Source organism: Microbacterium sp. ABR10, assembly GCF_057812175.1.
On sequence record NZ_CM173821.1, the window covers coordinates 725,858 to 746,114 of the forward strand.

General features: G+C 71.5%; 16 protein-coding genes. 9 read left to right on the plus strand and 7 right to left on the minus strand.

What is annotated here, in order from left to right; all coding sequences use genetic code 11:
• Positions 1 to 68 precede the first annotated feature (68 nt).
• Positions 69 to 1,004: a hypothetical protein gene (locus ACXKZF_RS03300; protein WP_055958980.1), complete on the plus strand. Its 936-nt coding sequence runs from the start codon at positions 69 to 71 to the stop codon at positions 1,002 to 1,004.
• Positions 1,005 to 1,154: 150 nt separating this feature from the next.
• On the opposite strand, the gene ACXKZF_RS03305 is transcribed toward ACXKZF_RS03300, so the two are convergent.
• On the minus strand, positions 1,155 to 1,562 hold the full coding sequence (locus ACXKZF_RS03305; protein WP_055958977.1) for a YccF domain-containing protein: 408 nt from the start codon (positions 1,560 to 1,562) through the stop codon (positions 1,155 to 1,157).
• A gap of 142 nt (positions 1,563 to 1,704) precedes the next feature.
• On the opposite strand from ACXKZF_RS03305, the gene ACXKZF_RS03310 reads away from it, so the two are divergent.
• The 3 genes from ACXKZF_RS03310 to ACXKZF_RS03320 all read left to right on the plus strand — a co-directional run bounded on the left by ACXKZF_RS03310 (position 1,705) and on the right by ACXKZF_RS03320 (position 6,487).
• Positions 1,705 to 2,181 (plus strand): YflT domain-containing protein, encoded by a 477-nt coding sequence (locus tag ACXKZF_RS03310; protein WP_055958974.1) that lies wholly within the window; start codon positions 1,705 to 1,707, stop codon positions 2,179 to 2,181.
• Positions 2,182 to 2,240: 59 nt separating this feature from the next.
• A complete protein-coding gene (locus ACXKZF_RS03315; protein ID WP_488985367.1) occupies positions 2,241 to 4,673 on the plus strand; it encodes an ATP-dependent helicase in 2,433 nt (810 codons plus the stop codon).
• A gap of 665 nt (positions 4,674 to 5,338) precedes the next feature.
• Positions 5,339 to 6,487, plus strand: coding sequence for an SseB family protein (locus tag ACXKZF_RS03320; protein WP_488985368.1), 1,149 nt, complete (start codon positions 5,339 to 5,341; stop codon positions 6,485 to 6,487).
• Positions 6,488 to 6,736: 249 nt separating this feature from the next.
• Here the strand turns inward: ACXKZF_RS03320 and ACXKZF_RS03325 are convergent, their stop codons facing one another.
• Entirely contained in the window at positions 6,737 to 7,363 is a 627-nt protein-coding gene (locus tag ACXKZF_RS03325; protein ID WP_488985369.1) for a DUF1684 domain-containing protein, read from the minus strand.
• A 269-nt stretch (positions 7,364 to 7,632) separates the two neighbouring features.
• On the opposite strand from ACXKZF_RS03325, the gene ligD reads away from it, so the two are divergent.
• The 3 genes from ligD to ACXKZF_RS03340 all read left to right on the plus strand — a co-directional run bounded on the left by ligD (position 7,633) and on the right by ACXKZF_RS03340 (position 12,067).
• Positions 7,633 to 8,661 (plus strand): non-homologous end-joining DNA ligase, encoded by a 1,029-nt coding sequence (ligD, locus tag ACXKZF_RS03330; RefSeq protein ID WP_488985370.1) that lies wholly within the window; start codon positions 7,633 to 7,635, stop codon positions 8,659 to 8,661.
• 341 nt (positions 8,662 to 9,002) lie between these two features.
• Positions 9,003 to 10,880 (plus strand): alkaline phosphatase, encoded by a 1,878-nt coding sequence (locus ACXKZF_RS03335; RefSeq protein WP_488985371.1) that lies wholly within the window; start codon positions 9,003 to 9,005, stop codon positions 10,878 to 10,880.
• 71 nt (positions 10,881 to 10,951) lie between these two features.
• Positions 10,952 to 12,067, plus strand: coding sequence for a COG1361 family protein (locus ACXKZF_RS03340; RefSeq protein WP_055958955.1), 1,116 nt, complete (start codon positions 10,952 to 10,954; stop codon positions 12,065 to 12,067).
• 56 nt (positions 12,068 to 12,123) lie between these two features.
• Here the strand turns inward: ACXKZF_RS03340 and ACXKZF_RS03345 are convergent, their stop codons facing one another.
• The 4 genes from ACXKZF_RS03345 to ACXKZF_RS03360 all read right to left on the minus strand — a co-directional run bounded on the left by ACXKZF_RS03345 (position 12,124) and on the right by ACXKZF_RS03360 (position 16,223).
• Entirely contained in the window at positions 12,124 to 12,270 is a 147-nt protein-coding gene (locus ACXKZF_RS03345) for a hypothetical protein (protein WP_488985372.1), read from the minus strand.
• A gap of 371 nt (positions 12,271 to 12,641) precedes the next feature.
• The gene (locus tag ACXKZF_RS03350) at positions 12,642 to 13,685 is read right to left on the minus strand and encodes an ATP-dependent DNA ligase (RefSeq protein WP_488985373.1); all 1,044 of its coding nucleotides are present in this window, start codon (positions 13,683 to 13,685) and stop codon (positions 12,642 to 12,644) included.
• Between the two features lie 5 nt (positions 13,686 to 13,690).
• Entirely contained in the window at positions 13,691 to 14,890 is a 1,200-nt protein-coding gene (locus tag ACXKZF_RS03355) for an AI-2E family transporter (protein ID WP_488985374.1), read from the minus strand.
• 91 nt (positions 14,891 to 14,981) lie between these two features.
• Positions 14,982 to 16,223: an acyl-CoA dehydrogenase family protein gene (locus ACXKZF_RS03360; RefSeq protein ID WP_488985375.1), complete on the minus strand. Its 1,242-nt coding sequence runs from the start codon at positions 16,221 to 16,223 to the stop codon at positions 14,982 to 14,984.
• Positions 16,224 to 16,407: 184 nt separating this feature from the next.
• On the opposite strand from ACXKZF_RS03360, the gene ACXKZF_RS03365 reads away from it, so the two are divergent.
• Positions 16,408 to 16,950, plus strand: a complete 543-nt coding sequence (locus tag ACXKZF_RS03365; RefSeq protein ID WP_488985376.1) for a YbaK/EbsC family protein — start codon at positions 16,408 to 16,410, stop codon at positions 16,948 to 16,950.
• 169 nt (positions 16,951 to 17,119) lie between these two features.
• Here the strand turns inward: ACXKZF_RS03365 and ACXKZF_RS03370 are convergent, their stop codons facing one another.
• Positions 17,120 to 17,788, minus strand: coding sequence for a TetR/AcrR family transcriptional regulator (locus ACXKZF_RS03370; protein ID WP_488985377.1), 669 nt, complete (start codon positions 17,786 to 17,788; stop codon positions 17,120 to 17,122).
• Positions 17,789 to 18,712: 924 nt separating this feature from the next.
• On the opposite strand from ACXKZF_RS03370, the gene ACXKZF_RS03375 reads away from it, so the two are divergent.
• Entirely contained in the window at positions 18,713 to 20,188 is a 1,476-nt protein-coding gene (locus tag ACXKZF_RS03375; RefSeq protein WP_488985378.1) for an FAD-dependent oxidoreductase, read from the plus strand.
• Positions 20,189 to 20,257: the final 69 nt, after the last annotated feature.

Here is a 20,257-nt window from a genome sequence, read left to right on the forward strand (position 1 = left end):
CCGTCGCGCCGAGCGCACGTGCACGCCGCGCGGTCGGGGGCGCGAGGTGCGACGGGTAACGTAGGTGCATGGCGACGGCGGCGGGGCGAGGCATCCTGGCCCTGGTCGTCGCCGCCGTGCTTCTTCTCTCCGGTGCGGTCATCGCGGTCGCCATCGACCCGTTCGCCCGAGAGCCGATGGCGGTCGGCCCGACGACGGAGTGGGTCGCCCGCCTCCTGCTGCTGCTGGGGGTCGTCTGGGTCGGCATCGGCATGATCTCGGCCCGCACCCGGCTCGTGCGTCGTCCGGGAGCCGCTGCCGCTCGCGCCACCTGGGTCGCTTCGACGAGACCGTGGCGGGCGCGCGAGTCCAGCCTCGGTCTGCTTCCGCTCGACCGGTGTCTCATGATTGTCGTTCCGGGAGGCATCCTCGTCGCCACGCGCGTGGTGCAGACTCCACGCGACGGTCTCTGGAGCGTGGCGCTGGCCGTCGCGAGCTGGCTGGTGTTCGCCGTCGCCGTGCGGCTCCTGCTCGGGCGCCGCTCTCCGTGGCCGATCATCGCCGCGGTCGGGGGTGCCATCGTGCTGCGGTGCGTCGTGGCGCTGCTCGCGGTGTCATTCTCGGGACCCGCAGGCATCTGGCCGGAGGTGTGGTCGTCACCCGTCCTCCGCGTGCTCTATCTGACCGTGGCTTTCGCCCTGGTGGCGTGGATCTTCGTCGTCGCCGGGTGGTCTCTCTCCGCGCAGATCGGCCCACGCCGAGCGGTGGGGATCGCGCTCGCCGGGGTCGGGGTGGCATCCGCGCTTCCCGCGGCGACCATCGCGGTGGTGGGGGCGCGCGACGCTGTACGTTCCTGGAACGACCAGATCGGCATCCTGCCGTGGGATCTCGCGCGTCTGGCCGGCGCCCGCGACGGATCGTTCCCGGTCGAGATCGTCACGGCGACGACGGTGGCCGGGCTGATGGCCGCGGTCGTCGGGATCGTGCTCGCCCTGCCTACGCGCAGCTCCAGCCGGGCGCGCTGAGGGTCGGGGTTCGGCGCTTGATCGTCTGGTTGCAGGTGTGGGCGGGGCTCGGTGCTCGGGGGTCTGGTCGCGCTTGTGGGCGGAGCTCCGTGCCCGAAGGCCTGGTCGTGCTCAGACGCGACGCTCGGCGCCCTGGCGCGGCGCCCGCGATCAGCGCCCGAGCGTGTTGTCGAACGGTCCGCCGCGGCGGATCTCGCGTACCTCGGTGCCCAACGGCATCAGCGACACGGGCACGAGCTTGAAATTGGCGATGCCCAGCGGGATGCCGATGATCGTCACGCACAGCAGCAGCCCCGTGAAGATGTGACCGAGCGCCAGCCACCACCCGGCGAGGACGACCCACACGATGTTGCCGAGCAGGGAGCCGAGGCCCGAGGTCGACTTCGACACGGTCTCGCGTCCGAACGGCCACAGCGCGTAGAACCCGATCCGGAACGAGGCGATGCCCCACGGGATCGTGACGATGAGGATGCACAGCACGACGCCCGCGGCGAGATAGCCGAGGAAGAGCCAGAAGCCCGACAGGACCAGCCACAGGATGTTGAGGATCAAGCGCATGGGTCCATCTTCGCGGCCGCGGCTGGGTGGCATCCATGGTTTGACAGGGGGTCACCTATCCGGGTGTCGTACCGCGCGCAAGCGCCATCTACGCATCACCCGCCGCGTCTAGCGTGGAATTCACCGAGGGAAGGAACCCATCATGTCTGACGTCACCCGCGCCACGCCGGAACGCCGTGTCCTGTCGAGCTTCAGCGACTACACGGGGGCGCAGGCCGCCGTCGATCGTCTCTCCGACGCCGGTTTCCCCGTCGAGCACACCGCGATCGTCGGACACGACGTGCGCATCGTCGAGCAGATCACGGGGCGGATGACGCGGGGACGCGCGGCAGGTCTCGGTGCGGCGTCGGGCGCTTGGTTCGGCCTGATGATCGGCGTGCTCATCGGACTGCTCAGCCCGGGCGGCTTCCTCGGCCTGCTGCTGATGGGCCTCGTGCTCGGTGCGGTGTGGGGCGCCGTGTTCGGCTTCGCCGGCCACGCGTTCACCGGCGGTCGCCGGGACTTCTCGTCGGTGCAGGGCTTCGAGGCCGAGCGGTGGGACGTGTCGGTGGATGCCGAGCACTTCTCCCGCGCGCAGTCGCTGCTGTCGTCGGGTGCGGCGGGCGAGACGCGCCCGTAGGTCAGGCTGCGAGGCGACCGGGGCCGATGTCGGAGGCCCCGCTTAGACTTGAACCCGCCATGACCGACGCCTCCACGCCCCTCATCGTCGACGGCCCGCTGCCGTCGTCGGCCCGACCCGACGCCGACCTCCTCGAGGGGTTGAACGGCCCTCAGCGCGAGGCCGTGACGTACCGCGGCCAGGCGTTGCTCATCGTTGCGGGCGCCGGCTCGGGAAAGACGAGCGTGCTGACGCGGCGGATTGCATCGCTGCTGCGCACGCGCGAGGCGTATCCGAGCCAGATCCTCGCGATCACCTTCACCAACAAGGCCGCGGGGGAGATGCGCGAGCGCGTGCATCAGCTGATCGGGCAGAAGGCCGACGGCATGTGGATCTCGACGTTCCACTCCGCGTGCGTGCGCATTCTGCGCCGCGAGGCCGAGCAGTTCGGTTTCACCAAAGCGTTCACCATCTACGACTCCGGCGACTCGCGCGCGCTCATCAAGCGGCTCGTGAAGGAGCACGAGGGTGACTCGTTCGGTCTCACGCCCGCCGGCACGCAGAGTCGCATCTCGAAGCTCAAGAACGAGTTGGCCGATGCCGAGTCGTACGCGCGGTCCGCCAACATGAGCGACCCGGCCGAACGCGTCTTCGTCGAGATCTTCTCGTCCTACCAGCGCGAGCTGCAGCGGGCCAACGCCTTCGACTTCGACGACCTCATCGCGCAGACGGTCTATCTGTTCCGCGCGTTCCCGCAGGTCGCCGACGTCTATCGCAAGCGGTTCCGCCACATCCTGGTCGACGAATATCAGGACACGAACCACGCGCAGTACGCGCTCATCCACGAGCTCACGCGGCCCCCTGGTTCGGATGCCGAACCGTTCTCCTCCGGCGGCATGATGATCTTCGACGCGGAGCCCGCGGGCGACGACGCCGGCTCCCTCACCGTCGTCGGCGACTCCGACCAGTCGATCTATGCCTTCCGCGGCGCCGACATCCGCAACATCAGCGAGTTCGAGCGCGACTACCCGGGTGCGAAGGTCGTGCTGCTCGAGCAGAACTATCGATCGACGCAGAACATCCTGTCGGCGGCCAACGCGGTCATCTCGAACAACTTCGATCGCAAAGACAAGAAGCTCTGGACCGACGTCGGCGCGGGCGACCCGATCATCGGCTTCACCGGCTACTCGCAACACGACGAGGCGCAGTTCGTCGCCGACGAGATCGAGGCGCTGCACAAGAAGGGCGTCGACTACTCGGGAGTCGCGGTTTTCTACCGCACCAACTCGCAGTCCCGCGCGCTGGAGGAGATCTTCATCCGCTCGGCGGTGCCCTACAAGATCATGGGCGGCACCAAGTTCTACGAGCGCGCCGAGATCAAAGACGCCCTCGCCTACCTGGTCGCGGTCGCCAATCCGGCCGATGGCATGGCAGTTCGTCGCATCCTGAACCGCCCGCGCCGCGGTATCGGCGACGTCACCGAGACCGCCATCGCCCGCTACGCCGCTGAGCACGGCATCACCTTCAGAGACGCCCTGGCCAATTCGGCCCAGATCGGCGTCGGCCCGAAGCTGCAGAAGGCCATCGACCAGCTCGACGCGGTGCTCACCGAGGCGACGGCGATCATGCTCCCGGCATCCGGAGAGCTCGCCCCCTCCACCTCGGTCAGCGAGGGACTCACCCTGCTGCTCAACAAGAGCGGCTATTTCGACGCCCTGCGCGCCAGCAAAGACCCGCAAGACGAGGCGCGCCTCGAGAACCTCGACGAACTCGTCGCGGTGACCCGCGAGTTCGCCCGGAACAACCCCGAGGGCACCATCATCGACTTCCTCACCGAGGTCACCCTCGTGGCAGATGCCGACGACCTCGACGACGCGTCGGGCTCGGTGTCGCTCATGACGCTGCACACCGCCAAGGGCCTGGAGTACGACGCCGTGTTCCTCACCGGCGTCGAAGAAGACCTGCTGCCGCACCGTATCTCGGCGAACGAACCCGGCGGCCCGCAGGAAGAGCGGCGCCTGTTCTACGTCGGCATCACCCGCGCCCGCAAGCGTCTGCACGTGTCGCTGGCGATGACCCGCGCCCAGTTCGGCGAGGTGACCGTGGCGATGCCGAGCCGGTTCCTGCAAGAGATCCCCGCCGACCTCATCGACTGGCGCCAGTCGCCCGGCGACGTCAACGGCCGGGGCGGCTCGCAGTCGCGCGCGCTGAACGCTCGCGGGCGTCGCCCCGGCCAGCCCGGAGGCGGCAACCGCTACGGAGACGACCTCGTGCCGCTGCCCAAGCGCGCGCCGGCCGACCCGAGCAAGTTCCCCAACCGCATCCCCGCGAAGGTCCGCGACAACGGCGACCTGGAGCTGGCATCCGGAGACCGCATCCGTCACGACGACTTCGGCGAAGGACGCGTGGATGCCGTGACCGGCGAGGGCGCGAAGCGCGTGGCGCACGTGCGCTTCGACACGGTCGGGCCGAAGAAGCTTCTGGTTAAGATCGCGCCGATCGCGAAGCTGTAGCGCGGTCTCTCGGCACCGGCGTGCGTCGGTGACCGGGCGTCGGCGTGGTGGGGCGGTGCGGCGCGGTGGGGTGGTGCCGCGCGCTGGGTGCTGCGCAGTGAGCTGTGCGGTGGGGTGGTGTGCTGCGGTGGGCGGTCGGTTGGGCGGTGCGCTGTGCGTCGCGCGTGGGTGCCGTGCGGAGGGGTTCGACGCCGCGGACCGTTTTTGGGGCGTCTTTCGGGCATTGGGGCGGGCCATGCTCGCCCCGATGCGCAATTCGCGCCCCGAAACCGATGGCCGGGGCGGCGCGGGGCCGTGCGGCGGTGACGGCTTTGCCGCTGGTGGCCGGTTGTGGAGCGGGTTACGGGGGCGGGTTCGGGGCGTGTTTGGTGCATCGGGGCGGGCCACGCTCGCCCCAATGCACGATTCGCGCCCCAAAGCTGTGGCGGGGCGGCGGCGGGCCGCTCGCAGACGTGCGCCCGGTGCTCCCGCCCACCGCGGCCCGGGTGCCCTGGCCCGCCCCGGCTGGCCGCCTCGACCCGCTGCCGCGCGGGCGCCCCGGCTGGCCGCCTCGGCCCGCTGCCGCGCGGGCGCCCCGGCTGGCCGCCTCGACCCGCTGCCGCGCGGGCGCGCCGGCTGGCCGCCTCGACCCGCCGCCGCGCGGGCGCCGCGGCTAGGCTTGCCCAATGGCTCTTTTCTCGCGCCGCAAGAAGTCCGATTCCGACGACGCATCGACCGACCGGCCCGAAACCGTGATCGAACCGGGTGAGCAGCCCGTCGACCCCGCCGGTCCGAGTGACGCTGCTCCGGCCGGGGAGGCGAACGCCACCGACGGCGGCGCATCTCCCGCGCCGGCGCAGGCTCCCGCGCAGGCCCAGGCGGAGACGACCCCGACGGTCGGCATCTCGATGTCGTCGTTCCGCGGCGTCGGTGCGGGGCCCGAGACCCCCGCCGAGGCGTCAGCTGCGCCGACCGCCGCGCGCCCCTCTGCGCGCCAGCCCGGCGAGATGGTGGCACCGGAGGCCCCCGAGACCATGCCCGGCCTCCGCGACAACGTGCTGCTCAGCAACGCCCTCGCCGAGATCGTCGGTCAGGCCGAGCCCGCCCAGCTGCTCAACGTCGCTCGCCAGTTGCTGCAGGGACACGTCTTCCTCCGCGTGAAGGGCGACGCGCGCGCCCTCATGGCCGAGGGCAAGGACCTGCCCCTCGCGGTGGCGAACAACGGCACCGAGCAGCTCGTGCTCGGCTACAGCGGTGGCATGGCCCTGCGGGCCAGCGTCGAGGCCGACCAAGACCGCGATACGTCGGCGATGGCGCAGCCCGTGCTGACGCTGCTGCGCCACATCATCGACGGCCCGTACGGCGGCATGGTGCTCAACCCCGCCGCGGCCGACGGGCGTGCGGTGCTGCCGAAGCCGCTGCTCGAGCGGATGATCGCCGAGGTAGACCCGCAGCTGCGCATCAAGACGGCCCTGTCCGACGCGCGGACGGAGTCCACGGCATCCACCGTCGTCGAAGCGATCGTGGCCGACGCGCCCATGTGGATCGCCGTCAATCAGACCGAAGAGGGCGGTCCCATGGGGGTCGCCGAGTCGCGGGCCGCCACGGGCGAGCGCTTCCTCGAGGTGTTCTCGCACCCGCTCGAACTGCTCGCCCTCGGCCGCGGCGACCAGCCCCTGCCGATCCGCACGATGCAGCTCGCCAAGGCGCTGTCACAGGATGCCGGGCTCACCGGCATCCTGATCGACCCGGCCGGTCCGTGGATCCGCCTCGGACGCGAAGAGCTCGGTCCGGTCATCGCCCTCGCCGCCGAGGACGACGCGCCGACCGCCTGACATTTCGACGTGGACGGGTCGCCTCCCTCGGGGCGGCCCGTCCGTCGTCGGGTCGAATCCGGATGCCGGCAGTGGACCGGACGGCTCGGGTAGGCGGCTCCGAACGCGGCGTCTTCCGCCGGAGAGGTGCCGTCGCCATACCGGATACCATGCCGTGACCGGACGACCCGGGCGAGACGGCTCCGAGCGCAGTGTCCGTCGCCGGAGGGGTGCCATTGCCACCGTGGTGCGCGGAGCAGGCCGCCGACCTCAGACCCCGTACATCTCCCCGACCGGCACGGCGACCGACAGCACGTTGCCCGCGGGGGCGAGCGGGCACGCCCACATCGGGTCGTAGGCGCACGAGGGGTTGTAGGCGAAGTTGAAGTCGATCACGAGACTGTCGGGCGCCGCACCTCGGCCGAGATCGGCGCCCTTGATGGTGTCGAGCAGGTAGCGCCCGCCGCCGTAGGTGCCGCCGGGGCGGCCGGCTGTGGCATCCCGAACCGGAACGAACAGGCCGCCACCGTACGACGACAGCCGCCACACGTCCAGCGAGCCCGTGTCGGGCAGTTCCACGCGGCCGATGCGCTCGAAGCCGACCTCGCCGTCGGTGCCGGTGGTGGCGACGAACGACGCCTCGTCGGCGTCGAGCAGGGGGACTTCGAAGCGCCAGGCCGCGTCGTACGGGGCCAGGGGCAGTCCGACAAAACCCTCTCGCTGCGCCGGGAGCAGGGGAGTGGCGGGGTGGTCCGCGAACAGCGCGTCGCGCTCGATGCGCCAGAGTTCGTGCGCGTCTTCGGGATCGTCGGCTTCGCGCACCGCGTCGTACAGCGCGAAGACGCGCAGACGCCAGTCGGCGATGTCGAGGGCGGCGCGGGCGGCGGCGGTGGTCATGCTTCGAGCGTAGGGGGAGGGCGCATGCCGGCGGTCCGGGCTGGACGCGACCTGGTCCGGCCGTCTCCCGGTCCCTGCCCCCCGGCGCGCACCCCGGGCCCCGCGCATCACGGGAATGCCGCGCCCGGGCTGAACCCGAACGGCCGGCCCGACCCCGGCGCCGTCTCGCAGTGCCCGGCCAGGATCAGCCGCGCATGCCCCCAGCAACAGGCTGACACCAGGACGCAACGGGGCAGACACGACGTCGACGCGCGCACTAGCGTCGGGACATGGCATCCCCCCGCATCACGCTGACCGTGCCGGGCCCCGAGGGCGATCGCGAGGTCGGCATCTCCAACCCCGATCGGGTGCTCTGGCCCGAGGTCGGCATCACCAAGCGCGAACTCGCCGAGTACCTCATCGCCGTCGCCGAGCCCTTCATCGCCGCGAACGGGCATCGGCCGGTGTCGCTCGAGCGTTTCCCCGAGGGTGTGGGCGGCGAGGCGTTCTTCTCGAAGAACCCGCCGAAGGGGGCGCCGGCCTTCGTCGAGGCCGTGACCGTGACGTACAACAGTGGGCGTCGGCATCCGCAGCTCTTCCTCGGCGAGATCGCGTCGGCCGTGTGGGCGGCGCAGATGAACACGATCGTGTTCCACCCGTGGGCCTCGCTCGCGAGCGACGCCGACCACCCAGTCGAGCTACGCATCGATCTCGACCCGCAGCCGGGTACGGGCATCGCCGAGGCCGTCGTCGCCGCGCACGAATTGCGGGCCGTGCTGCGGGAGGCGGGTCTGGAGGCCTGGATCAAAACCAGCGGCAACCGCGGCCTGCACGTGTTCTGTCCCATCGAGCCGACGCACGAGTTCCTCGACGTGCGGCACGCCGTCATCGCCGCAGCCCGCGAGCTGGAGCGACGGATGCCGGATGCCGTGACCACCAACTGGTGGAAAGAGGAGCGCGGCGAGCGCATCTTCGTCGATTTCAACCAGGCGAACCGCGACCGCACGATGGCGGGGGCGTATTCGCCGCGCGCGCTGCCGACCGCGACCGTGTCGACGCCGGTGTCCTGGGATGAACTCGACGATCTCGACCCCCTCGCGTTCACGGTGCGGTCTATCCCGGAGCGGCTGGCATCCGTCGGTGACCCGTGGGCGGGGTTCTCCGAGAAGCCCGCGCGCATCGACACCCTGCTGCAGTGGTGGCAGCGCGACCTGGACAACGGCCTCGGCGAGCTGCCCTTCCCTCCCGAGTTCCCGAAGATGCCCGGCGAGCCGCCGCGCGTGCAGCCGTCACGGGCGAAGAGTCCCGCGTCGGACTGAGGCGACACGCTCTCGCGCTACGACGACAGGGGATGAGAACAGCGCAGGGCGTTTGAGGCGCAGTCGGCCTGTTCCGCGGCATCCCACTTCTTGATGACGAGGGCGTGCGTTGCCTCCGACGGCGTCGCGAGTGGGGAGAGCCGGGTCGAGCCGGCATCGTCGCATTTTCGCGAAAGGGATGCCAGCGCACACCCGAGAGTTCACCGAACAGTGAGGACGCCGGGTGAACGTTCACCTCCGGGTGTCCTGAGATTCGTTCTCACGAGAGGACCTTCCGTCACCGTGGATTCCGACCGGCCCCCCGGCGGTCGGTGAATCCCATACGAAACGGAAGCGAACACATGAACAAGCGCACGACCGGACGTACGCGTCGTCTGATCGTCATGAGCACCGTCGCGGGCGTCGCCCTCGGTGCCACCCCCGGCGTCGCCGCCTCGGCGGAGACCACGGAGACCCCCGCCCCCCAGAACGTCATCGTCCTCATCTCGGACGGTGCGGGCTACAACCAGTTCGACGCCGCTCGCCTGTACGAGAACGGCACGAGCTACCAGCAGGTCGAGGTCGCTCCGAACTCCGGTGCGGCCACGAAGATCCCCGGCACCCCGAGCGAGGTCTACGACGGCTTCCCCGTGCAGCTCGCCCAGTCGCACTACTCAGCGGGCGGTCGCGCCGCGTACGCCCCCGAGCAGGCGTGGGGAGACTTCTCGTGGGTCGCATCGGGTGCCACCGACTCCGCCGCCGCCGGCACCGCACTCGGCACCGGCGTGAAGACCACCAACGGCACTCTCGGTTTCGCCCCCGACGGCACGCGCCTGCTGACCGTCGGCGAGCAGGCGATGGAGGTCGGCAAGAAGGTGGGCCTGGTCACCAGCGTTCCCTTCAACCACGCCACCCCCGCCGGCTTCATCGCGCACAACACGAGCCGAAACGACTACCACGGCCTCGCCACCGAGATGATCGATTCGGGCGTCGACGTGCTCATCGGCGGCGGACACCCGAACTACACGGATGCCGGGACCGCCCGCGCGTCGCACTTCGGCGCGGGGTCGTGGATCTCGCAGACCGACTTCGACCGTGTCACGCAGGGAAAGACGCCCTTCTCGTACGTCGAGAGCAAGGCCGACTTCGAGCGCGTCGCCGACGGGCAGAACGTCCCCGACAAGCTCTTCGGCCTCGCCCGCGTCGCCGAGACGTTCCAGTACAACCGTCCCGGGGTGCAGAACAAGAACGTGCTGCCCTTCACCGACGCGGCCAACGCCGACGTGCCGTCTCTCGCCACCTCCGCTCGGGCAGCGCTCAACGTGCTCGAGAAGGACGAGGACGGCTTCTTCCTCATGGTCGAGGGCGGTGCGGTCGACTGGGCCGGTCACGCCAACCAGACCACGCGCATCGTCGAGGAGCAGGTGTCGTTCAACGACTCCGTCGACGCCGTCACCGACTGGGTCGAGAAGAACTCGAGCTGGGACGAGACACTCGTTATCGTCACCGCCGACCACGAGACCGGCTACCTCGCCGGCCCCGGCGCCGGCGCAGAGAAGGGCTGGACCGCCCTCACCGGAACCGAGGGTCAGCTGCCGAACGTGTCGTGGCACTCCGGTGGTCACACCAACGCGCTCGTCCCGCTGTACGCGAAGGGCGCCGGCTCCGAGGCGCTCACGGCTCGCGCCACCCAGTGGGACTTCGTCCGCGGCGCCTACCTCGACAACACCGACCTGGGCAAGACGATCTTCGACGCCCTCGGGCACGCGGATGCCGAGGGTGACGCGGTCGGCGTGGAGGCCTCCGTGCCCCTGCCCGCCCAGGCCGGTCAGCTGAGCCTCGCCCTCCCCGCCACCGACGGCCCCGTCACCTTCGCCGGTGATGCCGCGTCGCAGCAGGCCGAGCTGCCGGAGGTCGTCGTGAACGACTCCCGCAACGAGGCGCAGGCGCAGGGACGCGGGTGGACGCTGTCGGGCTCGGCCTCGGCGTTCGTCGCCGGTAACCGCTCGTTCGGCGCTGACAACCTCAGCTGGACGCCGAAGGTCGTGCGCACGGCCGCCGGTGCCGCCGCCGGGGGCACCGCGACGCTGGACAAGCCCGCCACCCTGGCCGACGCCGGTCGCGTCGAGCGTGTCGGCGAGACCGTCGTCGCTGCCGACCTGGCGCTGACCATCCCCGCGACCGCCGAGAGCGGCCGCTACGGCAGCGAGATCACCCTCACGCTCTTCGCGAAGGACTGATCCCCTCCCGCCGGTGCGCTCCCTCACGGGGGCGCACCGGCTCCGTCCGTTCCCCCGACCCGAGGATTCCCGTGTTCCCCCGCACCTCTGCTTCCGCTGCGGCCGTCGCCGCCATCCTGCTTTTCTCCGCCGCGCCCGCTGCCGCCGTCCCTCTTTTCTCCGCCGCGCCCGCTGCCGCCGTCCCGTTTTTCTCCGCCGCGCCCGCGGCCGCCGTCACCGTCGATCCGGCAGCAGCCTCCCCGTCCGCTGCGCAATGGTCGGTCTCGCCGGCGAGTTCCGCCGGCCCCGACGGGCGCATCTCGCTCCGTCACACCATCGACCCCGGTGCCGGTGTCGATGACGCCATCGCCGTGTCCAACCTCGGCACCGACTCCGTGACCTATGTCGTCGCGCCGGGTGACGGCGTCGTCGGCGACAGCGGTGCTTTCGACATCGCCGCGGGTGACCCGCAGGACTCCGGTGCCTGGATCACGGTCGGCGGACTGGATGCCGGCGCGGTGACCGTCGCGCCGGGGGAGACCCGGGTGCTCCCCGTCCGTATCGACGTGCCCGACGGGGTCACCCCCGGCGACCACCCCGCGGGAATCGTCGTCGGGGTCACCCGCTCGAGCGACGGGGTCTCCGTGACCAATCGGGTGGGCGTACGCGTGCACCTGCAGGTGGCCGGCGACATCGTCCCCGCGCTGCGGGTCGACGACATCGCGGCGACCTTCACGCCGTCGTGGATCCCGTTCGCTCCCGGCGTGCTTCGCGTCGAGACGCGGGTCGAGAACAGTGGCAACGTGCGGCTCGGCGCGCTCGCCGCTGTCTCGGGGACGGGCGTCGACGCCGCGTCTCTCGCGGGCGATCCCGCCGAGCTGCTGCCGGGCGACACGGCGACCCTCGTGACCGAGACGAGCGCCTGGCCCATCTTCGCTCTCGTCGGCACGACGACCGTGCGCCCCGTCGTTCTGGGCGACGACCCGATCAGCGCCCCCGCCCTCGTCGAGCAGGGGTTCACGACCGCGGCTGTGTCGTGGTCGGGGCTCGCGGTGCTGATGGTGGCCGCGGGCGCGATCGTGGCGGTGGTCATCGGGCGTCGGCGCGGGGGTCGGGCGGGGCGTCGCGGCGCGGATGCCGCGGCGTCGGCTGGCGCGGGAGCGGCGACGTCGGAGTCGGCTGAGCGGGTGGAGGCCGGGGCGCGGTAGCGGGTGCGGGTGGCTGAGCGGGTGGAGGCCGGGGCGCGGTAGCGGGTGCGGGTGGCTCAGCGGGTGGAGGCCGGGGCGCGGTTGCGGGCGCGGACGTTGGGAACGGCCAGGGCGTCGGCGCTGGTACGAAGCGGTGTGTGCTCCCGGGCAGCAGGGTGCAGCAGGGCTTGGCTGGTCGCGGCTGCGGGGCGCAGAATGTGCACCGGGGCGTCCGCTGCCCGCCCCGGTGCACATCTTGCGCCCCGTACGTGGTGGCTGCATGGGCTGTGCGGTGGCGCGAGCGGATGCCGAGCGCGCCGGGGTCGGCGGCGGCGGGCGGGTCGGCGGCGCCTGGCGGGTTGGCGCGGAAGCGGGGCATCGGCGGCAGTCCGGGCGGCTGCGGGGCGTCGGAGCGATTGCGGGGCGCAGAATGTGCACCGGGGTGTCCGCTGCCCGCCCCGGTGCACATCACACGCCCCGAACCCAGGTTGCCTCGAGCGGGCTCCCGGATCCGCGCGACTCCCGCTCCGACAGGCGACGGCCGCGCGGCCCGGACGCGGGTCGCTACGAGGGGGCGGCTACGGCGAGGCGACTCTCAGTCGAGCACGCCGCCGAGGTCGTACGAACTCACCGTCTCGAGCTGCGCGAAGGTGCACGAGCGGGCGTCGCGGTCGGGACGCCACCGGTCGAACTGCACCGTGTGGCGGAAGCGCATGCCCTCGAGCTGGTCGTAGCGCACCTCGAGGACGAGCTCCGGGCGCAAGCGCACGAAAGACACGTCTTTCGACGCCGAGAAGCGCGAACGGTCGGTCTCGCCGACGACGGCTCCGCCATCGGCATCCCGTTCCACGAAAGGGGCGAGCTCGTCGATCAGCTCGCGACGCTTCTTGTCGGTCCATGCCGACACGCCGCCGACGCCATGCAGGCGGCCCTCGTCGTCGTAGAGCCCGACGAGCAGAGAGCCGACGCCCTCGCCCGATTTGTGGATGCGGTACCCCAGGGCCACCACGTCGGCGGTGCGCGCGTGCTTGATCTTGAACATCGTGCGCTTGTTCGGCGCGTACGGCTGGGCGAGCGGCTTGGCGACGACTCCGTCGAGGCCCGCTCCCTCGAACTCGGCCAGCCAGCGGCGAGCGAGGTCGGGATCATCGGTCGTGCGTGTGACGTGCACGGGATGGGGGACGGCGCCGAGGAGGTCTTCGAGCTGGGCGCGGCGCTCCGAGAACGGCTCCGCTTGAAGGTCGCGATCGCCGCGCGCGAGCAGGTCGAAGGCGATGAACATCGCCGGGGTCTCTTCCGAGAGCATGTTCACCCGGGAGGCCGCGGGGTGGATGCGCTGAGACAGCGCTTCCCAATCGAGGCGCTGTGCGCCCGGCTCACCGCGCGCGACGACGACCTCGCCGTCGATCAGGCACGGCTCGGGCAGGATTTCGGCGAAGGCGGCGACGAGCTCGGGGAAGTAGCGGGTGAGGGGTTTGGCCCCGCGGCTGCCGATCTCGACGTCGGCGCCGTCCCACGACACGAGCGCCCGGAAGCCGTCCCACTTGGGCTCGTAGCTGAAGCCGCCCGCGACCTTCTCGTGCTCGGGCACGGCGGGCACGGACTTCGCCAGCATCGGTGCGGGGATGTCGTAGGCCACGGCGGTCAGCTCTCCTTGCCCTCGCGGTCCGCGTCACCCTCGTTGCCCGAGAGGGGCACGGGGTTCGAGCGCTTCTTGCGCTGCGCCCATTCAGCCGGCTTGTCGTCGCCGTTCCACACGGTGATGATGCCCCAGACGACCGCCGTGAGGGGGACGGCAAGGAGGGTGCCGAGGATGCCGCCGATCGCCGTCCCACCGGCCAACACCACCAGCACCACGAACGAGTGCAGCTTCATCGAGCGGCCCATGAGCACGGGCTGCAGGAAGTTGCCCTCGAGCTGGTTCACGAGGACGACGATGCCGACCACGATGAGGGCGACCACCCAGCCGTTGGTGACGAGTGCGACGAGAGCGGCGAGGATGCCGGCCGTCACGGCGCCGACGATGGGGATGAAAGCGAGCAGGAACACCAGCACCGCGAGCGGCAGTGCGAGGGGCACCTGCAGGATCGCCAGCCCGACGCCGATGCCGATGGCGTCGACGGCGGCGACGGATGCCGTGCCGCGCACGTAGGAGCCGAGCACGGTCACGGTCTTGTCGCCGATGCGGCGGGCGCGGTCGTAATCGCGTCCGTGGAAGGGACGCAGGACGAACTCCCACATGCGGGGGCCGTCTTTGAGGAAGAAGAACAGGATGACGACCATGAGCACGAAGCCGGTGACGAACGAGGCGACCGCACTCACCCCGGCGAGGGCGCCGGTGCCGAACTGGGCGCTCGTGACGAAGTCGCCGATGCCCTGGAGGGCGGCGTTCACCTGGTCGGGCGAGATCGCGAACGGCAGCGTGTGGTACCAGTCCTGGGCTTTCTCGAAGCCCTCGACGGCCTGCGAGCTCAGCGAGTCCCACTGGTTGATGACGGCATTGACGACCAGCCAGCCCAGCGCGGCCAGCACGACGACCACGGCGAGCAGCGTCAGGAGCGTCGCGACGACGGAGGGCACGCCCTTGCGCCGCATCCACATGGTGACGGGGCCGAAGGCCGAGGCGAAGATGAGGGCCAGGATCAGCGGGATGATCACGAGCGTCACCTGGCGGATACCCCAGATGAGGCCGGCCACGAGGATCACCACGATGAGGATCTGCAGCGCCCGGACAGCGAGGCGGCCGAAGCCGTCGGCCCACAGGCTCTTCGGTGGTGCCTGTACCGCCTTGGCGACGGATGCGACCGCGTCGCGAGGCGCGGGATGACGAGAGAACAGGCCCATGCTCACAAGGTAGTGGGGGCCTCCGACATCGAGTGCGCGGTTGCGCCGCGCCGTGCCGCGGATTAGGGCCGCGGGTACGCGGCATCCGGAATCAGACGAACGCACTCATTCCGGTGATGTCGCGGCCCAGCAGGAGCGCCTGGACGCTTTCGGTGCCCTCGTACGTGTGGATCGCCTCGATGTCGGCCATGTGCTGCATGACGCCGTTCTCGAGCAGGATGCCGTTGCCGCCGAGCAGGTCGCGGGCGATCGCCGCCACGCGTCGTGCGGCGCGGGTGTTGTGGTACTTCGCGAGCGACGCCTGCGTGGGGCGGAGTCCGCCGGTGGTCTCGAGGTCTGCGAGGCGCCGGCAGTACAGCTGCATGGCGGTGAGCTCGTCGAGCATCTGCGCGAGGCGTTCCTGCACCATCTGGAACGCGGCGAGCGGCTTTCCGAACTGCATGCGCTCGGTGGCATACGTTCGAGCGATCTCGTAGCAGGCGGTCGCGTGCCCGAGCGCCGACCACGCGACGCCGGAGCGAGTGGCATAGAGCACGCGCGAGGCATCCTTGAACGTGTGCGACCCGGGGAGCACGGCATCCGCGGGGAGACGAAGGTCGTCCATCGCGATGTGCGCCTGATGGATGCCGCGCAGCGACACCTTGCCGGTGATGACGGTGCCGGTGTACCCCGGCGTGTCCTGCTCGACGAGGAAGCAGCGCACTTTGCCGTGATCCTCGGCGCCGTCGTCATCGACCCGGGCCCAGACGAAGGTGATGCCGCCGGAGGCGCCGTTGCCGATCCACTTCTTCGTACCGCTGAGCGACCAGCCGTCGGCCGTCCGCGTCGCGGTCGTCTCGAGCGACACGGAGTCGGAGCCGTGGTCGGGCTCGGTCAGGGCGAACGCGCCGAGCACCGTGCCGTCGGCGAGGGGCTTCAGCCACCGCCGCTGCTGCTCGGGAGAGCCGAAGAGCGCGAGGGTGCGGAGTGCGAGCCCTCCTTGAACGGCGAGGGCGGTGGCGAGCGAGCCGTCGTGCCGCGAGACCTCCATGTTGACGAGGCCCGCGGCCAGCGGCGACGTGTGCGGGAGCTCGGGGTGCTCGATGCCGTCGGTGAACAGTTCGAGTTCGCCCATGCGTCCCACGAGCTCGACGGGGTAGGTCGCGGCATCCCATTCGCCCTGCATGCGGGTGCCGACCTCGTCGGCGAACGCTTTGGCGCGGTCCCAGACCGCACGGTCGGCGTCGGGGATATCGGCGAACACCGCGTAGTAGTCGGTGTCGCGACGGCTCAGCAGGTCGTAGTGGGCGACGCGCTCCCCGGGGAGCGTGCGGGCATCGGCGTCGATGGTCATGGTTCCCAGTATCGCGCATGTTGGGACTGGGTGTCACTGTCTGCGCGTCGTCGGTTTCGGCGGAGTCGGGTCTCGCGCCGAGTGTCCGAATCGCCCGGACGTTTTCGTCGGGCGTTCGGGTGTTGTGGCCACTCGGCGGGCGACCGCCGGCGGCAGCGAGATCCCGAGCGGGTAGGGTCGCGGCGTGAGCGCGCTGACCTTCCTCCCCGCCCTCGACCACCCCGAGCTCCTCGCCGCGCCCGTCGCCGCAGCGATGGAACGCCTGCCCGCCGATGTCGCCGCGCGCATCGAGGTCGCCGCGGTCGACCCCGCGCTCGCCGACACCGCGGCGTTCTGCGAGGCATACGGCCAGAGCCTCGACATCTCGGCGAACTGCCTCGTGGTGCAGGGAACGCGCGGCACCGACACCCGCACCGCCGCCTGCCTCTCCCTGGCCACCACCCGGCTCGACGTCAACGGCGCCGTGCGCAAGCTCCTCGACGCGCGGAAGGCGACGTTCGCCCCGATGGATGCCGCGGTGTCGGAAACGCGGATGGAGTACGGGGGGATCACGCCGCTCGGCATCCCGTCCGACTGGCGTCTACTGCTGGATGCCCGGGTCGCCGCACTACCGCGGGCCGTCGTCGGCGCGGGGATTCGCGGCGCGAAGCTGTTCCTCCCGGGCGAGGTGCTGGCATCGCTGCCCTCGGCCGAGGTCGTCGATGGGCTCGCCAAACCGGTTGCGTGAGCAGTGTCTCCGCGAGACTGCGCGGCGCTGGCAATCCGGTTGCGGGCTGCAGCGTGGATGTCAGCGGGATGCGGTTTCGCGGCGGTCCCGCCTGACGAGCGTCGACACCCGGCCGTGCGTCGGCACCCGGCCGTGCGTCGGCAGCGTGCCGTCGACGGACGTCCGCGCGTCAGTCGGGGAGGCTCGCCCGCAGGCGCCGCGTGACCTCGGCCGCCGGCATCCGCCGCGGGAACACCGCGACGACGAGGTCGTCGCCCGCGGCATCCGCACCGTCGGGGTGCACGCCGTAGCGGCGGAGGGCGTCGTCGAGGGCGCGACGCAGAACGGATGCCGGCACCCGGGCGCCGCGCATCAGCCGACGCAGCACGTGGTTGTGAACGGCCGTGACGAGGGCGGCGAAGCCCACGGCATCCAGGGGGTCGATGCCGGGGAGCGCGTCGCGCAGGTACTGGTCGAAGAGTCGCTCGTAGCGGAAGACCGTGACGATCTCGCGGTCGCGCAGGCCCGAGACCTCGCGCACGATCTTGTAGCGACGGCGGGCGAGCTCGGGGTCGGCGGCGAAGTGGCGGAACACCCGCACCGACGCTTCGCACACCGCCGCCCACGGGTCGTCGTGCTGCTGCGACAGATACGCGCGCGTCTCGGCGAGGAGCACCTCGTGGTCGGCGAAGACCACGTCTTCTTTGCCTCCGAACTGCCGGAAGAACGTCGAGCGCGACACCCCCGCGGCCTGGGCGATCTGTTCCACCGAGGTCTGGTCGTAACCGTGCGCCACGAAGAGGTCGATCGCGGCGGCCACCACCGCCGTGCGGCTCGAGGGGGCGGCGCTGTCGGTCACGTGCCGAGCATATCGGCGGCCCGCGCGCGGGGGCGGTTCGGGCGCGCGGTCCCGATGCAGCGGTCGGGGGAGGGCACGGTGGGAGAGGGCGCGGTCGCCCGTCGCGCGCGTCGGCGGCGCGGGGGTGCGGGGGCGGCGCGGGGGTGGCGCGGTGGCGCGGGGGTGGCGCGGCGGCGGTGGCGGGGGTGGCGCGGCGGCGGTGGCGGGGGCGGCGCGGCAGTCAAGCCGCGGCCGAGAAACGCGGTTCGTGCGCAGAAACACGTTGTCGTCGTGTTTATCGCCGCGGATCGCGTTTATGGACGGGGGTGCGACGCGGGGTGGCCGCTCGGGGCAGCGGCGCGGGGCGACCGCGTGGAGCTGGGTGAGCGGGTGGGGCGTTGCGAGCGGTGACCACGTGAGAAACGCGATTCGTGCGCAGAAACACGTTCACGTCGTGTTTATCGCCGCGAATCGCGTTCATGTACAGGGGCGCGACGCGGGGTGGCCGCTCGGGGCAGCGGCGTAGGGCGACCGCGTGGAGCTGGGTGAGCGGGTGGGGCGTTGCGAGCGGTGACCACGTGAGAAACGCGATTCGTGCGCAGAAACACGTTGACGTCGTGTTTATCGCCGCGAATCGCGTTCATGGACAGGGGCGCGACGCGGGGTGGCCGCTCGGGGCAGCGGCGTAGGGCGACCGCGCGGAGCTGGGTGAGCGGGTGGGGCGTTGCGAGCCGTGACCACGTGAGAAACGCGATTCGTGCGCAGAAACACGTTGACGTCGTGTTTATCGCCGCGGATCGCGTTTATGGACGGGGGCGCAACCACGCAGCGCAAGCGCGCAGCGCAACCGCACAGCGCGACCGCGCAGCGCGGCCGCCGCTAGACGATCCCTCCGAACGAGGCAACCGGATGCCGCGCCGACGGCGCCCGCGATGGGATGGACGCATGACCTCTCCCCTGTGGACCCGAGACCGAACCTCCGTCGCAACCCCGTTCGAGGCGGATGCGCGGCACGACGTCGTCATCGTCGGCGCCGGGATCACCGGCCTGTCGACCGCGGTGATGCTCGCCGAAGCGGGCGTCGATGTCGCCGTCGTCGACGCGGGCGAGGTGGGTCAGGGGGCGACCGCGGCGTCGGTGGGAATGGCATCCCTTTTGCAGGGGACGACGCTCGCGGCCCTGCGGCGGCATCACCCGGCGAGTCTCGTCCGCGCGTACGTCGACGCGAATCGCGCGGGCCAGGAGTGGCTCGCCGAGCGGGCCGGAGGCGCGGCTGACCGCCGCACGGCGTTCACCTTCGGGCGGGGGCTCGCTACCGACGTCGCTCTCGACGCGGTGCGCGACGCGGCCCGCGAGGCCGGGCTGCCCATTCGCGAGGACGCACCCGGTGACCTCGGCGGGCAGACCCCCGTACGCGCGCTCGCCCTCGACGATCAGCTCGCGCTCGATCCCGTGCTGCTCGCGACCACTCTCGCGCGCGCGGCGGTCGACGCCGGCGCGGTCATCCACACGGGCGTTCGCGTGGGCGACGTCCGGGCGCTGCCGAGCGGTCGGATCGACACCGACCACGGCACCCTCTTCGGCGACACGGTCGTGCTCGCCACCGGCACGCCGCTCACACGACGCGGACTGTACGACCTGAAGACGCGCGCCCTGCGCTCCTGGGCGATCGCCTTCGAGATGGAGGGGGATGCCGAGGCCCCGGGCGGCATGTGGAGCGAGGTCGGCGTCGACGGACGCAGCGTCATGGCGGCGCCGTCGTCGTTCGGGCGCCCCGTGCTCATCGTCACCGGGGCGCGGCATCCGGTGGGCTCGGCCCGGTCGGAGGTCGCGCTCGCCGAGGAACTGGCTGCGTGGGCGCAGCGGACGCTCCCCGTCGCCGCCGAGATCGCGCGCTGGTCGGGCCAGGACTATCAGTCGCACAACCTCGTGCCGTTCGTCGGAGGGATGCCGCGCGGCCTCGGCCGCCTGCGCTTCGCCACCGGATACGCGGGGTGGGGGCTGACCAACGGCCCGGCGGCGGCGATGCGACTGACCGATGAGATCCGCGGCGTCTCGCGCGGCGATCGGCCGCAGTGGATGCGCACGATCGGAACGCGCATGACCGTGCCCGCCGACCTCGGCCGCGGGATCGGCGAGGCGGGCCGGCGGATCGGAGTGGCTGCGGGGGCGCTGACCGCGGCCGTGCCGGCCCCGGCGAAGCGTCCGGCGGAGGGGGCGGGCGTCGTCGCTCGCCAGGGGGTGCGCACCGCCGCCGTGTCGACCATCGACGGCCGGACCCGTGTCGTCGTCGCCCCGGCTCCGCTCACCTGGAACGACGCCGAACGCTCCTGGGACAGCCCGGTCGACGGCTCGCGCTACGCGCCCGACGGCACGCGGCTCGAGGGCGCGGCCTCGGCGGACCTCCCGTCAGCGGGCTGAGGCGTGGGATGCCGCGGCGCGCTGCGGTGGCGTCGCCGGTGGCCTGCTCAGGAGCGGGATGCCGCGGCG

Bases quoted from the DNA above. Each gene is read 5' to 3' on its own strand.
- ACXKZF_RS03315 (WP_488985367.1), top strand. From the start codon at position 2,241: ATGACCGACGCCTCCACGCCCCTCATCGTCGACGGCCCGCTGCCGTCG.
- ACXKZF_RS03310 (WP_055958974.1), top strand. From the start codon at position 1,705: ATGTCTGACGTCACCCGCGCCACGCCGGAACGCCGTGTCCTGTCGAGC.
- ACXKZF_RS03305 (WP_055958977.1), bottom strand. From the start codon at position 1,562: ATGCGCTTGATCCTCAACATCCTGTGGCTGGTCCTGTCGGGCTTCTGG.
- ACXKZF_RS03355 (WP_488985374.1), bottom strand. From the start codon at position 14,890: ATGGGCCTGTTCTCTCGTCATCCCGCGCCTCGCGACGCGGTCGCATCC.
- ACXKZF_RS03360 (WP_488985375.1), bottom strand. From the start codon at position 16,223: ATGACCATCGACGCCGATGCCCGCACGCTCCCCGGGGAGCGCGTCGCC.
- ligD (WP_488985370.1), top strand. From the start codon at position 7,633: ATGGCATCCCCCCGCATCACGCTGACCGTGCCGGGCCCCGAGGGCGAT.
- ACXKZF_RS03325 (WP_488985369.1), bottom strand. From the start codon at position 7,363: ATGACCACCGCCGCCGCCCGCGCCGCCCTCGACATCGCCGACTGGCGT.
- ACXKZF_RS03300 (WP_055958980.1), top strand. From the start codon at position 69: ATGGCGACGGCGGCGGGGCGAGGCATCCTGGCCCTGGTCGTCGCCGCC.
- ACXKZF_RS03335 (WP_488985371.1), top strand. From the start codon at position 9,003: ATGAACAAGCGCACGACCGGACGTACGCGTCGTCTGATCGTCATGAGC.
- ACXKZF_RS03375 (WP_488985378.1), top strand. From the start codon at position 18,713: ATGACCTCTCCCCTGTGGACCCGAGACCGAACCTCCGTCGCAACCCCG.
- ACXKZF_RS03320 (WP_488985368.1), top strand. From the start codon at position 5,339: ATGGCTCTTTTCTCGCGCCGCAAGAAGTCCGATTCCGACGACGCATCG.